Origin of the sequence: Thalassotalea sp. PP2-459, from assembly GCF_001913705.1 — a bacterium.
Classification (GTDB): Bacteria; Pseudomonadota; Gammaproteobacteria; order Enterobacterales; family Alteromonadaceae; genus Thalassotalea_C; species Thalassotalea_C hakodatensis.
On the sequence record NZ_MKQD01000042.1, the window covers coordinates 1 to 16321 of the forward strand.

Annotated in this window: 13 protein-coding genes; 5 read left to right on the forward strand and 8 right to left on the reverse strand. The window is 38.3% G+C overall.

Annotated elements, in window-relative coordinates:
- Positions 1 to 210: 210 nt before the first annotated feature.
- From BI291_RS09685 to BI291_RS09700, 4 genes are all read right to left on the reverse strand, one after another.
- A complete protein-coding gene (locus BI291_RS09685) occupies positions 211 to 1290 on the reverse strand; it encodes an endonuclease/exonuclease/phosphatase family protein (RefSeq protein WP_074498559.1) in 1080 nt (359 codons plus the stop codon).
- A 33-nt stretch (positions 1291 to 1323) separates the two neighbouring features.
- The gene (locus BI291_RS09690) at positions 1324 to 2595 is read right to left on the reverse strand and encodes a DUF2254 domain-containing protein (protein ID WP_074498560.1); all 1272 of its coding nucleotides are present in this window, start codon (positions 2593 to 2595) and stop codon (positions 1324 to 1326) included.
- A gap of 166 nt (positions 2596 to 2761) precedes the next feature.
- A complete protein-coding gene (locus BI291_RS09695; RefSeq protein ID WP_074498561.1) occupies positions 2762 to 4156 on the reverse strand; it encodes a M28 family metallopeptidase in 1395 nt (464 codons plus the stop codon).
- Between the two features lie 294 nt (positions 4157 to 4450).
- The gene (locus BI291_RS09700) at positions 4451 to 5032 is read right to left on the reverse strand and encodes a YqaA family protein (RefSeq protein WP_074498562.1); all 582 of its coding nucleotides are present in this window, start codon (positions 5030 to 5032) and stop codon (positions 4451 to 4453) included.
- A gap of 996 nt (positions 5033 to 6028) precedes the next feature.
- Between BI291_RS09700 and BI291_RS09710 the strand changes: the two genes are divergently transcribed.
- Positions 6029 to 6997 carry a dihydrodipicolinate synthase family protein gene (locus BI291_RS09710; RefSeq protein WP_074498564.1) on the forward strand — a complete coding sequence of 323 codons (969 nt, stop codon included), beginning with the start codon at positions 6029 to 6031 and terminating at the stop codon, positions 6995 to 6997.
- 173 nt (positions 6998 to 7170) lie between these two features.
- Here the strand turns inward: BI291_RS09710 and BI291_RS09715 are convergent, their stop codons facing one another.
- The 4 genes from BI291_RS09715 to BI291_RS09730 form a co-directional block, all read right to left on the reverse strand.
- Positions 7171 to 7881: an FRG domain-containing protein gene (locus tag BI291_RS09715; RefSeq protein WP_074498565.1), complete on the reverse strand. Its 711-nt coding sequence runs from the start codon at positions 7879 to 7881 to the stop codon at positions 7171 to 7173.
- 96 nt (positions 7882 to 7977) lie between these two features.
- The gene (locus BI291_RS09720; protein WP_074498566.1) at positions 7978 to 8589 is read right to left on the reverse strand and encodes a hypothetical protein; all 612 of its coding nucleotides are present in this window, start codon (positions 8587 to 8589) and stop codon (positions 7978 to 7980) included.
- 1 nt (position 8590) lies between these two features.
- Entirely contained in the window at positions 8591 to 9616 is a 1026-nt protein-coding gene (locus BI291_RS09725) for a hypothetical protein (RefSeq protein WP_074498567.1), read from the reverse strand.
- 381 nt (positions 9617 to 9997) lie between these two features.
- Complete coding sequence (locus tag BI291_RS09730; RefSeq protein ID WP_074498568.1) at positions 9998 to 11458, reverse strand: Gfo/Idh/MocA family protein; 1461 nt, start codon at positions 11456 to 11458, stop codon at positions 9998 to 10000.
- 301 nt (positions 11459 to 11759) lie between these two features.
- Between BI291_RS09730 and BI291_RS09735 the strand changes: the two genes are divergently transcribed.
- Genes BI291_RS09735 through nagA form a run of 4 tightly spaced genes read left to right on the forward strand, consistent with a single transcriptional unit; the run spans position 11760 to position 16310 of the window.
- Positions 11760 to 13049, forward strand: coding sequence for a D-tagatose-bisphosphate aldolase, class II, non-catalytic subunit (locus tag BI291_RS09735; RefSeq protein WP_074498569.1), 1290 nt, complete (start codon positions 11760 to 11762; stop codon positions 13047 to 13049).
- Between the two features lie 10 nt (positions 13050 to 13059).
- Entirely contained in the window at positions 13060 to 14184 is a 1125-nt protein-coding gene (locus BI291_RS09740) for an SIS domain-containing protein (RefSeq protein WP_074498570.1), read from the forward strand.
- 40 nt (positions 14185 to 14224) lie between these two features.
- Entirely contained in the window at positions 14225 to 15139 is a 915-nt protein-coding gene (locus BI291_RS09745) for an ROK family protein (RefSeq protein WP_074498571.1), read from the forward strand.
- Entirely contained in the window at positions 15129 to 16310 is a 1182-nt protein-coding gene (gene nagA / locus BI291_RS09750; RefSeq protein ID WP_074498572.1) for an N-acetylglucosamine-6-phosphate deacetylase, read from the forward strand. Before BI291_RS09745 ends, nagA begins: the two co-directional genes overlap by 11 nt.
- Positions 16311 to 16321 lie beyond the last annotated feature (11 nt).

The following is a 16321-nucleotide window of genomic DNA, read 5'->3' on the forward strand; positions in this document are numbered from 1 at the left end:
AAAATCAACAACACAGGCTATGAAGCGTTTAAACTCGCCCTTTGGGAGCGTGTTAGAGGCGCGATAATTGCGCAAAACGTGTTTGATGTAGAACGACTATACCTGCACACGTTTCGCTTATTCTCCCACCTCTGACATCGCTCTGAACTGACTTAATCTTTATGCGAATTGGTATAAGAGCATAAAACACACGTTGTTCCATACAATTATTCAACTTGGTTTAGGTACATTTTCTTTACTTACACTTTCCTCATTAACAATTTCTTTTGATCTATTTAGATCATCAACATCTGGATCAATACCGCTCTGCTCTACTGCACGTTTAGGCATATATGTTAGTTTTGTTAACAAAGGAAAATGATCAGAGCCAAAAGCAGGTAAGCGTTTAATAAAGTTTAACGTAAAATGTTCGCTATGAAATAAGTGATCTAATGGCCAGCGCATAAAAAAATAATTTGCATGAAAAGTATTAAACATACCACGCCCTATTCGTGGATCTAACAAGCCACTAATTTTACGGAACAAGCGTGTGGTAGAAGACCAAGCAACATCGTTTAAATCACCGGTTACAATAACAGGCAAATCTCTTTCAATAACACTTCGAGCCACAACCACTAATTCAGCATCGCGCTCGGCTGATTCAGGATTTTCCGTCGGGCTTGGTGGCGCAGGATGAATAAAATGCATGCGTACCAACTCGCCTGAACGTAACTTTATTTTTGCATAAATCGAAGGTACGTCATCTTCCACTAAATAAGCTATTCCGTGCTCTAATATAGGTAACCTTGAATAAACGTGCATACCATATAGGTTATCCAATGGGCATTTAACCGCATATGACATATCACCTTCAACCGCATTGAGTTTATCTTCCCACCATTGGTCTGATTCCAATGTAACTAAGACATCAGGACAATGTTTTTCCACCATTTGAATCAATGAGTCAGCATTTCGATTAGAAGTAAGCACATTGGCAGTCATGATAATAATTTGATCATCATGACTGCCCTTTTTGGCTTGTTTGACTTCTTTAGACCACAGACTTGTGTAAGGGATAATCCACCAAAGCTGCCAAATTAAACAAAAAGTTGAGATTGAAAGTAAAAGCCATGTTTGCAATGATTGTTTATCAAGAAATAGATAATCGGCAATTAACAAAACAGCAATTAAGATACCTAGTTGTAACCTCGGAAAGTCTAACCCTCGAATGATCCAATGCGGATGACGCGAAAGCGGGAGCAAAGTTAACAGAACGACTAATACGGTACAAATAGCTAATATTAAAGACACAACTTAAACCTATATAATGTTAATAATTTTGTTTTACTCAACGTTATTTTCATTAGCAGCATCGTTAACTGCTGCTATATCTTCTTCAATATCAAGCGCATTATATGCTCTTTTTAACGCAAGTTTTTTATGGTATCTAGCTTGTTCACGGATACTTTCATTACTAAGCGATTCAAGCGAAGATAAGCCTTTTTGTAAACAAACACAGACTTCAACAGAGCTTGCGCCGTCACGCGCTATGGCCGTAAAAGCATCATTGAATAAATCAGACATCTTAATTTCAGGCACGAAAACACGATCAAAAACTAGATTACTATTTTCTGTTGATGGTTCATTGATTAAAGAAATCAAGCGCACCAAAGTACCAGTAACTTTGATGGCAGTACCTGGGTCGTTAACGGCAGGCGATAAAGCACGGGCAGCAATCTCTGATAATGCAATCACACCAAATCGAGGATCATCCTCAAAAGTACGATCATTGCCTATACTAAATGACTTAAAGAAGTCAGAGTAATCTACTTCAGCTAGTTCCGTTGAAGTAAAATTAACGTAGGCTAGCGGCTGTTCTGCAGATGTAAATGCCCCTGGCAGTACAGCAATTTCAACGTGCGCTTTAACCTTTTCAGCCCAACATTGAATTTTCGCCATATCAATAAGTTGAACATAGCCTATTTCCTCCGTAAAAACAGCCTCCCCTTTGCTTGTACTGTTGGAAATTGGTAAGCCGCCAAGGGTAGGTTTATCTCTTCGTCGTATTAACGCTGCTTTAGTCGCCTGTTCAACCTTATCAATGGTTGAGCCAACAAGACCTAATCGTGCAATACTGTCAACCCAACGGACAAAAGTGACAACAACCATCGCAAATACAATCATCGTCAAAACAAAAATAACGAAAAGACCTGCTTTATCATAAAAGGCGTTTTTTACCGCAGTAAGTGCCACTACACTAAAAATAAAGGCGCCAACAAATGTTGAAAGCGCATTTTGAGAAACATCATCAGCAAGCACAAGTTTGAAAGAACGAGGTGTAGCTGAATTACTCGCCGCAAAATATGCTGATACCATAGACGAAACCGAAAATGTAGCGATAACTAACATACTTGCAGACAATAGTGAAAGTAAGGTTTCTACCGAATCTTTAGTGACATCAGGAATGGAAACTTCAATAGGATAGCCATCAATAATTTTGGCAGCAAATACTAATGCAATAGAAAGCAAACATACCACTAAAGGGCGTACCCAAAGCTTTTCACCCAATCGATGTAACAGAAATCGAAGACGGTCTAACGAAACGATAGAATTCATACTGATACCTTATGTATTGCCTTGCAAATCAATGGGGCTTTCCCTGCTGTCTTGCCATGATATGCCATATTGCAAAAGAGATACACACGACATGGTAAAAGAATTAACCGAATTTCAATTTATATAAACCTTATCAATGACTGAACAATACTTTTCGGTAATATCGCTATTGAATATTATGATCAAACGAGCCAACATCACCAGGGAACACAACGGGTGATTCAATACCGTTTTTATTGACACTAGCAACTCCAAAGTAATAATTATCAATGACAATATTTTCAAGAGTAAACTCATTTACATTATCAACCCAGCGACTATATTGCCATTGTGGTTCACTCGTGTAGCGCCAATAGATACGGTAACCCGCAATATTTTCATCTTTTGCTGGCTGCCACGATAATGTCGTGCTGGCACGTACAGCACCAGAAATTTCAACCCCTTTAGGTGGCGCAGGTGCCCACGCCATAGAAGCTAAACTAACTGCGTTTAGTGAGGTAAGTTTAGCGGCATAGTCAAAATCAACTCCTTCAATGGTATCACCATAAACTATACCATTTTCAGTGCGTAAATCTTGATGCTGTCGATCGTAGTGTTCATTAGTTTCCATAATGCGCACAGCAGCAAAACCAGCATCATTAAACGGGCGATGATGCCCTCCTCTACCAAAACGGTCGAGTCGGTACACCAATATTGTATCTAAGTTTTCAATGTATTGATCAGCAATAGTATCTATGTAACGCGCTAAATTTCGACTTGCTGAATCAACCTCTCCGCCAGTAAAGCGGCGTTTACGAGCTTGAGTTTTAGTTTCAACTACGCGCGTACCTTCAGAAAAGATCCGTGCGGTAGTATTATCAGTTACACCGTTAATACCCGTAATATTACCAATCATATCGTTATTTAATACGCCATGAACTTGCCAATTATATTTTTGCGCATGAGCGGTTAATATTTTACCACCAAACAAGCCTTGCTCTTCGCCAGATAATGCAGCGTATATAACCGAGCCATTGAATGTATACTGAGATAAAACCCGAGCCGCTTCAATCACCCCAGCAACACCCGAGGCGTTATCGTTTGCGCCGGGCGAATCACTGGTAAAGTCCATTACATCACTGACTCTTGAGTCTATATCTCCCGACATAATCACCATTCTATCGGGATCAGACATTCCTCGTTGAATCGCTACGATATTCACCACCTCAACAGGATCAGGTATACGTTTTTCACCGGATATTGTCTTTTTAACTTCTATGATTTCCAAGCAGCCTCCACATTTAGCAGATATAGCTTCAAACACTTGTTTAATCCAACGTCTCGCTGCACCTATTCCACGAGTATCAGATTGCGTTTCTGACAAAGTATGACGAGTACCGAAGTTAACCAGCGTTTGAATATCAGCTTCAATACGTTGAGCTGATATTTGTTGAGCGATTTGATGCAACTTTGATTGTTGTGAAGGCTCTTTAGCAATACCAGTTAAAGGTATTGAATATAGAGAGGCTAAAGCACCATACTTTATCAACTGACTGACTAACTTTACGTGTGGAATTGACATCGCATTAGTATCCTTATTGTGAATATATCCAACATGACAGAGTGAAACCATCACCGCAACTTATTTGAGATAAACGTTAAACACCTTAAGTTTAAGCGTAGTATAGTTAGAACAGTTCAAATTCCGCTACAGTCTAGTTTGATCATCTTCCGCACTTCATTTCATTGAAGGCTTTCGTAAAGTTAAAATGCAATAACCCCACAATTAAATTGGCTCAAAGGACAAAACATTTCTCACTTTTACTTGAGAGCTAATGGAAAGCTGCTCCCCCTTCACAGTTAAAAAGAGAGATTTTTATATCGTGCTGATTCCCCATGCTGTCAGCACTAAAATAGTTAACACAATAATACTTTTAGTTTTATGTTTATTTACAATCCGTTCCGCTTGATTACCTGCGTAATACACGACAATGGCCAGTCCAAAATATCGAATAGATCGCGCAATAGCTGAGGCCGTTAAAAATAATAAAAGCGAGTATTTCGTTGCACCGGCAGCAAGCATTGCAATTTGAAACGGAATAGGCGCAATTCCTAAGGTAATAACAAACCAAAAACCCTGGTTTTGCATTTGTTGTTTAACGTTTTCAAATTGTTCTGTACTAAAAAAGGTACTTATTATCCAATCACCAATGGCATCAAATAAGTAATACCCCAATGCGTAACCTAAAAACGCACCGATAATACAACCTAAAGTCGCCATTAAAGCAATAAGCCATAGCTTTTCACGACGCGCCTGCATTAATGGCACTAATACAGTTTCAAGTGGTATAGGCACAATGGTAGACTCTAAAAAGGAGGCAATCGTAACCCCACTAAGCATATTTTTTGAATCAATTAACTGACGTGTTTTATGTTTTAATCTTGTATGAATAGCCAACAAGGATTCCTTTTAATTTAATGCTTTTGAAAATATTTCTTCAGGTAAACTTCCACGTTTTTCAATACTTTTTATAAAATTAATTATTCCCAACCTATATCTTTAAGTTATTGTTAAATAAAAACGCACTCGCTTATTTATTTTTTAAATAGAGTAAAAAATTTGTTCGGGCGACTTCAAGAACAAATGAAACTGCTAGCACCAACAAGGTAAAAATTATATAGCCTAACCCAACTAAAGGATCAGAGTTACACATAGAATCAAACACTTCACAAGACAAGAAACCCACAAGATATGTAGATCCGATAGCTAAACAAGTTAATAATACAAAACGGAATAAAGACACTACCTTTAATAAATGTATTATAAAAACAATTAAAATTGATATTAATAGCACATACAATGTTCCTACCATGGTATTTCCTCTTCCTTATTAAGTTATCCCCCTGCATAGAGTAGTTTGTTGCAAAACTAAACAGAGCTAAAGCTTGTTAAACAGCTAAAAACGCCTTATTTCCAATTAATTATTCCCATATAAAACAAGTAGATACACGAATTCGTAAGTCGATACTAGGTAAGTAGCCTATCTGCTTTTCTTCTAATAAAACTCACGCTTCATAAATTTATCATAATGAAATTGATATAGCTTCAAGAAATAAAAAGGGTCAGGTACATTAAATGAAAAAGTGAAATCACTAGATTAAAAAGCCTCGTAAGTAAAAGCTTAACTTTAATGGAATAACTACAAGGCTATAGGGTGTTTTGTTTCAACCACTGACTTAGATGTAAACATAGTAATTGAATACAGCCAAAATCAAGTGAAAATTTTGAATTCAAGAATTAACTGAAATTTGGCATGTGATACACCTAAGCCGTTAACTTAACTCCGTTACTGGTATAATTCTACAAACTTCCTGCTTTGCCGAAAGAAATTTATCTGATACAATCCTATTTAGTATATTTTATACAATTTGATTTTAAACTAAAGGTAAAATAATGGAAACAAATAGCACAGATTGGCGATATACGGTTATGCCGGCCGTGTTTACATGGCTAAAAGAGTCAGAATCCGGTGCCCTTGAAATTGATTTTGCTGCAACACAAAAATACGCTGCAGATATATTGAAAGTCAAAGGAAAAGGCGGTAGCAGAATGGGCGGGTTAGTCGGTTCTGGTACGCTAGGTGAAAATAGTTACCTAAGCGCAAAGCAACGCCTTTCATTACTTAAAGCCCTTTCTGTTGTTGCTAAAGAATATAATGTGCCGTTAATCAGCGGAGCTGCGGCAGAGACGAAAGAAGAACTTGCCAACATTGTTAAAGAACTCGCAACAGTTGGCGTGGATACCGTAATGGTAATGCCACCCAAAACTCAGGAAACGCCTTCTGATGAAGAAATGTTTGCCTATTATGAGCTCTCTGCAAAAGCTGCAAAAGAGGCAGGCATAACCATTATGCCTTATAACAACCCTGATGCCGCCGGATATCATGCACTTTCAACAGATATTCTTAGAAGACTTGCTGCCCTACCAGAAGTAACTGCTCTTAAAATATCGACGATAGATGTTTCAATAATTGAAACGTTGATGTTAGAAAACAAAGACTTAAAAATTCTGGCAGGTGTTGACACTGTAACAGTACACGCCGGACTTGCTGGCGCATGTGGTGGAATTACCGGTGTAGGTTGTATATTTCCAAAAGCGAGTGTCACCATGCAAGAATATGTTAATAATGGAGAATGGGCTGAGGCAAACAAAATTTCTCAGGCGATGAATTCCATTTCATATCTTGATGCTCAACCATTACTTATGGAATATCTAAAGTTTGCATTCGGCATTCATCATAATGATACTACCGGAGGGCTTCGTACCCTTGGCAAGAAATTAACCCAAGAACAAATAGATGATGTTCGCGCGAGATATTTGCTAGCAAAAGAAAGACTTGAACTTCTGAGTTTAATAGACTGATCTTTTCAAATACTTAAAAGAAAAAGCTCTGTTTTCACGGGGCTTTTAATAAAAACTTCGTATAAGCCCTTTTTGCTCATAGAAATGAATAGCGAATACCGCAACGCCATTACGAGAAGCTACCCCACTAAAACGGGATAAGACTATTGTCCTTGTTTAATTTCTTGTTATGTTTATAGTACGTCAAACTGCCTTCTGATACTTTTAGCTATACCATCTAAGTCTGGGAATATAGATAAATCATTTATGCCCAACTTATTTAATTGCTTACGGATATCTGCTTTGGCTTCCTTAACAATTGATATTTTTGATAAATTGACTATGTCTGTTTCAGGAGCAAAGCCATGCTTAATTGGTTTAAACTCTTTGAGCTCTTTTCTTTGAGGGAAAAGAGTAAAACAACCTTCTTGCGAAGCTATCCGATCATTAATATTTACTGGAAAAAATGCTTTCATTGTAATTATTGAATCAGCATCAACTTTCTCTGGAGTCGGTGCCCAAGAAGATAGGCTTAGTACATATACACTCCCATTTACATGATCGTACTTAGGGTTTTCTACAGCAAAATACAATGCTTTCAGTGGATTTGAAGACCAATCTAAAAGCCTAGTTGGAACACCATGATGTTGGGCTTGAATCATCCATTCGAGTTTGTTTTTCGGCTCTTTATCCATGTAGCGTACTGCATGCTGTTTAAAAGTATTGAGCAAGTCCATTTCAATACCTTCCCAACCACTTTCATACCTTGACTCTAATGAGTCATGGTTAATACGTGCTAAAGATGGCAATAGTTCCCAATCGAAGTTTGCTTGCCCTCTAAACATTTTAGCTATGTTGTGAGTATCAATTTCTTGAAGAAATGATATAACCGAATCTATTTCCAATCTGCAACCCTATTGATAAACATAACGCTTCAATAACCGGCGCAGCTTTGCTGCGTCCGGCGCCGAAGGCGCGTAGTTAATTGACTTGTTACATGCTTAACCTTCATGATATTCCCACCTCAAAAAGTTCATAACTATTGCGTAAATATTGAACACGAATGACTTAAGAAGAAGCAATAAATACACGAAACTACTCCCGATTAATGTATAAGCAGTTTTTATAAGAATGCTCTTTATGCAATTTTCATTTGGGAATAAGGCCACCACATTTGCTATGAAACCATCTGCTTGACCAAGAATCATTACCAGTAAGTAGAATATAGATATTGCAATGTAAGCAATAAAGACCTTCATAAAAGTAAAGAAGTTATACTTCAAAGTTGGAAGGCCTGTCTCTTTGTTGATGTGCTCCATCATAGCCAGCATCATTTTTGGCTTGGATAATGTCGCAAATATAGTAAACCCCGCAATTAAAAAGCCTAACGTTGTTATACTAAAGTTAAAACCGAATTCTGACCATTTCCTAACATCACCTAAAACAACAGCCTCATCATCAACTAGCACAAATGCATTGAGTCCAAGAGCCAACATTATCAAAAGTAAAAAGATAACCTGAAATTTACTTGGGAGTATTCTGCGCGAAAGTTTATATACATCCCACAGTGACTTCTCGTTAGTTAAATCTTTATCTTCAAATGAATAGCTCATTTTATAACCCACGGAATATGCTAACCACTTTAGCAATAACTTCTTCGGCTAAAACAGGTAATTTAATAACATTTTCGGCAACTAGATGCTTGAATTGTCCATACTTGACTATCGCGGCTCGTTCAGCATCGCGCGGCAAATCCTCAAGCTCTACTGTTAAACTAAAGTCATCATTACTGCCGTTGATTGTATCGCCCTGCTCGTCATAGCCTTTAAGCTTTACTTCAGAGTTACCTAATCCAGATGCTGCTCTAGCTTGTTCATAAACCTTATCTCCTTCCAAACCCTCTTTGGGGTTAGAGAATTCAACTTTTGCAGCCTTACTATTCATTTCTTCTCGGCGTCGGCCAAAGTCAGACCAAAAATCATCATTATCAATTTCTTCTCTATTAGTTGGAAGCAACTTAATAGAAACCTTATCTATATGCTTTAAGCGAGTAACAAAATCTTTTAAAGACTCTTTGTCTGACAATGGCGTGATACGAAGGATTGGGTAAGGGTATCTGTTTACTAAATTTTTTTTCGTTACTCGTTCAACTTCTGGGTTTTCTTCCTTTCTCTTTTTTGCTTTTTCAAACTCGTCTTCTATGAATTTCTTGTATTGTTGTTTTAAGCAGTATTGGCTAGTAGTTTGTAAGTTTGAAATAGTAGGTGCACCTGGAACTTCTTTACAAAGAATCAACCTATGCGTATTAAGAATTAGCAAGAAAGTCGAGCTTGGGGCTGTCTCAAGTTCGCTTTTATCCTCAATTAACCCTCCATCCTGACGAAATATCTGTTCACGCTTGAGCTTAGTGTTTTTAACAATCTTTCCAGAAATACCAAGCACAGGGGCTTCTGGGTTATCATCAACCTTAATTAGCTTTGTATCTAAGAAGAAATACTGGCCTTTATCCTTCAGGTTTCTAATGTATTTCATTTCATGAAATGAAGGCATCACAACTTCATTAAAAAGATCTAGTAGAACCTTATCTTCACCAAATTTTAATGTGTAATTTCCAAATTCTAATTTTTTAGTAAAAGCCACGATATCTCCTTGGCATGTAACAGTTTATTCATAAGAACCATTCTTGCAAGTAACGACATGAACAGTTCCTTTTTTCATAAAATGAAAATTCAAATTAGCACTACTTCCCTATCATATCAACGAGATAATAAGATCTATTCTCGCCTTCCACGGGTTAATTAGAAATAGTAATTGCTTTGCGCGTTTAAAGCTGGAACAAACAAAATCTGAATTTTCGACAGTAGTTTTTCTCGACTTTATCACTCGTTTAATGCCATGAATCGTGAGTGTTAAGAATAAAAATTAAGAATGAGATGCTTATAAAAAAGGCCTTAATCAAATGACCAAATTATTGGTTCATCTAATTAAAGCCCTTTATTAAAAGTCGCTTACGGCCTGTAATTAAGTAACAATTCCTAATGGCTTCCCTGTTTTCCATGCGCCACGGGTAAAATCTGGAATGACCTTGCTGTTACTACGATCAGCAACGGAATCCATACTTAGTGGGAATACCGAAGACCATGCCGCTGCATCATAAACATCTTGATCTAAAGGCTCACCATTTCGTAAACATGAAATAATACGATGTGTCATAATAAAGTCCATACCACCATGACCAGCACCTTTGGCTGCATCACCTAAACGCTTCCATAATGGATGATCATATGCTTGATACCATTTCTCCATGTCTGTGTCCCATGAATGATAATTCTGATGGTGTGGCTTATAACCTTTTTTACCATTCGCTGTCCATTGAGCCAAAGCTTGTTCATGCTCTTGGTCATAAATAGCTTTAATTTTATCTGGAATGTTCTCAAGTGCGATACGATTAGGGAAGCCTGCAAATACACCGTTAGTGCCTTGAATTAAATTATGACGACTGTACGGTCTTGGAGTTGTCGTGTCATGTTGAACCATGATACTACGACCTTTCACAGTTTTAATAATGCTGGTATTCATATCACCAGCGATGTATTTCATTTGATTACGTTGGTGGCTCGCGGGGAATTCTCGTTGAGCATATTGTTGACGTCCCATTGCAGGTGAACTCATAGAAGTAAGATAATCGAGACGATCACCTCGGTTAACATTCATATATTGTGCTACTGGGCCTAAACCATGCGTTGGATATAAATTACCGTTATGCATAGCATGACGTTGTGTACGCCATGATCCTGTTTTACGATCAACTTCTTTCATTTGCCAACGGAGTTCATGAATATAAGCAGCTTCACCGTGCAGTAAGTCACCGAATAACCCTTGACGCACCATATTAAGCGACATTAATTCATCACGACCGTAGTTAACGTTTTCCATCATCATACAGTTTTTCTGAGTGCGCTCTGCGGTATCAACTAACTGCCAACACTCTTCAATAGTCGTCGCCGCTGGTACTTCAATTAGTGCATGTTTACCACTTTCCATTGACTCTACAGCCATTGGGGCATGCCATTTCCATGGCGTAGAAATCACAACTACATCTATATCTTGTCTCTCAAGCATTTTACGGTAAGCGTAATCAGAGCCTGTATACCTTTCAGGTGCAGGAAAGCCTTGCTTAACAACATGGGCAACAGATTTATCAAGTGACTGCTGATCGGTATCGCAAATTGCTTTTACCTCAACGCCTTCCATTTTAAGGAAGTTTTTAACGTGATAATCACCACCACGAACACCAACACCAATAAAGCCGACTCTTACTACATCCATTTTTGGCACAACAAGACCCATAACACTTGGGCCCTGCTGTTTAAGTATTGGAGAACCCGTATTCTGAGCGGTAGCTGCGCAACCGGCTACAACACCTACAGCAGCTGTTGCGGCTGCTGATTTTAAAAATTTACGACGACCAAGATCAGACATGTGTGTTTCCTTTATTTCTTATCAAACTAAATTATGTATAAATGTAATGCACTATATATAACCAAACACGACTTAAAACGCAATTAAAACTTTCAAAAGACTTCAATAAAAACAATAAAACCATAATCAAAGAAAAAAACAGACATAACACAAACCGTACAAACAAAACAAGCCACTGTTTTAATTGAATTTTATTATAAAACCCATTATAAATAACATTCTTTCATTAACATTATTGCGAAAGAAAACGAAAGCTGATAGTATCTTTATTAATTTTTAAATTGTAAAAATAGGATTAGCAGTGACTAAGATAGTAGATATCATTAATAGTAATCGTAATGATGTAAAAGTTGGCATTTATTCTGTTTGCTGTGCTCAGCCTTTGATTATTGAAGCTGCAATTAAACAAGCACAAAAAAATAATTCCGTTGTGCTTATAGAAGCAACCGCCAATCAAGTGAATCAATTTGGTGGTTATACATCAATGAAACCAGCTGATTATGTAACTTTTATCACGAGTATTGCCGAAAAGTTAAATTTTCCAATGGAAAAGGTTATTTTAGGTGGTGATCATCTTGGTCCTGTATGTTGGGTAACTGAAACAGCTCAACAAGCGATGGAAAAGTCAAAAACCTTAATCAAAAGTTATGTTGCTGCTGGGTTTAAAAAAATTCACCTTGATACAAGCATGCCTTGTGCTGATGATGAACCAGCACTAACCGATGAAATCATCGCAGAACGTGCAGCTATTTTATGCGAAATTGCAGAAAAAACCGCGATTGAAACCTTTGGTCAATCAGATATTCTTTATGTTATTGGCACTGAAGTGCCTCCTCCAGGTGGTGCAACTGAAGAAATTACTTCACTTGAAGTAACGCCTAAAGAAAATGTCGCGAAAACATATGATATTCATTTAGCGGCGTTTGAAGCAAAAGCATTAACAGATGCTTGGCAACGTGTTATCGGCATTGTGGTTCAACCCGGTGTTGAATTTGATCATACCAGCATCATCGACTATAACGCTAAAAAAGCTCAATCCCTCAGTCAATTTATTAAAACAGTACCCAATATTGTCTTTGAAGCGCACTCTACTGATTACCAAAAACCAAGTGCTTATAAAGCGTTAGTCGCTGATCATTTTGCAATTTTGAAAGTCGGTCCTCAATTAACTTTCGCCATGCGAGAGGCACTATTTGCATTAAGCTTTATTGAACAAGCGTATATTGAGCCAGAACGTCAAGCTAACTTAATGGCAGTGTTTGAAGCAGAGATGCAAGAAAACCCAGGTTATTGGCAAAAGTTCTACCAAGTAGCCCCTGAAAAAGAAATGTTTTATCGTCAATACAGCTACAGTGACCGTATTCGATATTATTGGAATACAGTACGTGTTGAACAAGCGGTGCAAGTGTTGTTAGAAAACTTAACAAAAAATGCGATTCCGTTACCATTGATCAGCCAGTTTCTACCAGAGCAATATCAAGCATTAAGAGAAGGTGAAATACAGAACTGTCCACACGACTTAGTTGTTCACAAAATTATGCAAGTGACTGAAGTATATGCTAACGCTTGCAATCAACAGTCTCCACTATAGGTTTGACCCGATGAATAAATTTTTGACTATCGACACCGATTCCTTAAAAGAACAAGGTGCATTTTGGACCGCAAAAGAAATTGCTCAACAACCTACTGTCTGGCAACAAGCGTTCGATAACATTGTTAACAAGCACGATGAAATTCAAGCGTTCTTAACTCCAATTCTTGCCTTAAACGGCATTAGAGTGTTATTTACTGGTGCTGGCACATCTGCGTATGTTGGCGATACAGTAGCTCCTTATATAGCTAAAAAAACAGGCCTTTCTTGCAAAGCAATTAGTACAACAGACATTGTCGGTACACCTGAGTATTATTTACAAAAAGAAAAGCCCACGCTGTTAATTTCTTTCGCGCGTTCTGGCAACAGCCCTGAAAGCATTGCCGCTGTGGAGTTAGCAAACCAATTAATTGATGATTGCTATCATTTAGTCATCACCTGCAACAACAATGGCGAACTTGCCAATGGCGCAAGAAACAAAGCAAACGCATTAAGTTTAATTATGCCGGAAGGCACCCTTGATGAAAGTTTTGCAATGACCAGCAGTTTTACGTCGATGATGGTGTCGGTGTTAAGTATTTTCACGCCTAATGAAGAACAGCTATCGTTAGCAATTAACGCCGCTAAGCACCTCTTGGCAGAGGAAGTAAATACGATTAAAAAGAAAGCCAGTAATGATATCGACAGGATCGTGTTTTTAGGCTCTGGCACTAATCTAGGTATTGCACGTGAAGCGGCCTTAAAGTATTTAGAACTTACCGCAGGAAAAATTACCAGTTATTGTGAAAGCCCGTTAGGTTTTCGTCATGGTCCGAAATCTATAGTGAACAACAACACAGACATTATTATTTTTCAATCAAACAATAATGTTACTCGACGTTATACCGAAGATTTATACAATGAAGTTGTAAAAGACAATATCGCAAATGAAATTACCTGTATTGACGAGGTTGTGTTTGGTACTGAGCGAAAAATTGATGATATTTGGGCAGGCTTTCCTTTCATTGTATACTGCCAAATGTTGGCATTTTATAAATCAATGTCACTCAATTTATCACCAGACAACCCCTGCCCAACTGGCGAGGTGAACCGTGTTGTTCAAGGTGTTACTATTTATCCTTATCAAGATATTTAAGTGAATATCCATTAAAACTAATAACCATTAGGACTGTAAAATGGCGCGTTACGGTGTAGATATCGGCGGTACTAAAATAGAAACTGCTATATTTGATGACCATTTTAATTTACTAGATAGTTGGCGTGTAAATACGCCAACTACTGACTACGCATTATTTTTAAACACAATTAATGCGCAAATAATCAAAGCAGATCAAATCACCGGTGAGCAATGTAACCTAGGTATTGGTATGCCAGGTTTAATCAATCACCACGGTAAAGTGTTATCGGCGAATATTCCTTGTGCGACCAATAAAGATATCGCACATGATTTAAACACCTTGTTGAATCGCACCATTAGTATCAAAAACGATACAAGATGCTTTGCCTTATCTGAGGCTACCCTAGGAGCAGGTAAACATTACGCTAGAGTGTTTGGGGCTATTATTGGCACAGGCGCTGCTGGCGGGCTTTGTGTCAACGGTAAGCTTGAGCAAACAACACTAGGCATCGCAGGTGAATATGGACACATCCCCTTATCGGCTCAATTACAGCAAAAATACCAACTCCCTATTTTTACCTGTGGGTGTGGTTTAACTGGCTGTGTTGAAAGCTATATTGCGGGGCCCGGGATCAGTCGCTTATATCAACATTTTACCGGCAAAACTGAAACAGCCATTTATTGGCACCAACAGCTAAAACTGAAAGATGACACCGCACAAAAAATTCTTGATTGCTATCTCGATATACTGTCAGAAACGTTTGCTACTTTAATAAAAGTGCAAGAACCTGACATCATCGTGTTAGGCGGTGGTTTATCTTTGGTAGACGATATTGTCACGCAACTTCCTGAAGTGATAAAACGCCATTTATTTCCAGGTTTTTCGTCACCCAAAATAGTAGCGGCACAATTTGGCGACTCTAGCGGTGTTAGAGGAGCTGCAATTTTAGGGAGCTTACCCAATGAATCATGATCAATATTACCTCAAATGTTCAAAGGTTGTCACAGAGAATGCCGTAGAGCATAACAAGTTTGTCTTAATCAAACATGGTATTATCAGTGAAATAACCGACACTCCTAGCAACAATACCGCAATTATTGAGCTCGATAATCAAACATTAATCCCCGGTATGATCGATATGCACATTCACGGCCGCGAAGGCTGCGATGTGATGGATGCAAAGTTAAGCTCATTAGCCACTATTTCACAATCATTGGCCAAACATGGTGTTACTGGTTTTTTGGCCACAACAGTGACTGCCAGTTGGCAGCAAACGCTGAAAGCCTTTGAAGTTATCGGCGAAGCAAGCCACGGTAACATGCCAGGTGCTCAAGTACTAGGCGCGTACAACGAAGGGCTATTTTTTACTGAAACGCATAAAGGTGCACATAACGAAGCTTTCTTTCTTGAACTGACAAAAGAACGCGTAGACGATATCTACCAAGCGAGCCAAGGCACATTAAAAGTAATGGCACTGGCCCCTGAATTTGAAGGATCATTAGAGATCATTCGTTATTTAGACTCGCTCGGGGTCAATGTAATGTTAGGTCACACGAATGCAACGTATCAACAAGCTACCGAAGCCTTTGCTGCCGGTGCTTGTGGCGGTGTACATGTATTTAATGGTATGAGCGGTATTCATCACCGTGATCCAGGTTGTGCAGGTGCAGTATTAACACACAAAGAGGCACTTGCTGAAGTGATTGCAGACGGAGTACATTTACACCCCACCATCATGAATATGATTTATCGTTTAAAAGGTAAAGATAAAATCGCCTTGATCAGTGATTGTATCAATGCTGGTGGTTTTTCTGACGGAACTTATCGTTTAGGGGAACTTGATGTCGTGGTAAAAGATGGTATTGCTCGTACTGAACAAGGTTCATTAGCAGGTAGTACGTTAACACTAGAAAAAAGTGTAAAAAACATTACCGACATGACAGAAATACCGTTCTTTGAAGCTGTTCATATGGCAAGCTTAGTACCTGCTGTTCACTTAGGGCTAGCCGATCAACTTGGTAGCATTGCAGTCGGTAAACGTGCTTGTTTAGCCGTACTTGATGACGAACTTAACGTAAACGCCACTATTATTGATGGTGACGTTGTATTTTGTGAGCAAGGATTCGCTCCGCTCACTCAATAATACGTTTACAC

Bases quoted from the DNA above. Each gene is read 5' to 3' on its own strand.
- BI291_RS09730 (WP_074498568.1), bottom strand. From the start codon at position 11,458: ATGTCTGATCTTGGTCGTCGTAAATTTTTAAAATCAGCAGCCGCAACA.
- nagA (WP_074498572.1), top strand. From the start codon at position 15,129: ATGAATCATGATCAATATTACCTCAAATGTTCAAAGGTTGTCACAGAG.
- BI291_RS09695 (WP_074498561.1), bottom strand. From the start codon at position 4,156: ATGTCAATTCCACACGTAAAGTTAGTCAGTCAGTTGATAAAGTATGGT.
- BI291_RS09710 (WP_074498564.1), top strand. From the start codon at position 6,029: ATGGAAACAAATAGCACAGATTGGCGATATACGGTTATGCCGGCCGTG.
- BI291_RS09740 (WP_074498570.1), top strand. From the start codon at position 13,060: ATGAATAAATTTTTGACTATCGACACCGATTCCTTAAAAGAACAAGGT.
- BI291_RS09720 (WP_074498566.1), bottom strand. From the start codon at position 8,589: ATGAGCTATTCATTTGAAGATAAAGATTTAACTAACGAGAAGTCACTG.
- BI291_RS09745 (WP_074498571.1), top strand. From the start codon at position 14,225: ATGGCGCGTTACGGTGTAGATATCGGCGGTACTAAAATAGAAACTGCT.
- BI291_RS09690 (WP_074498560.1), bottom strand. From the start codon at position 2,595: ATGAATTCTATCGTTTCGTTAGACCGTCTTCGATTTCTGTTACATCGA.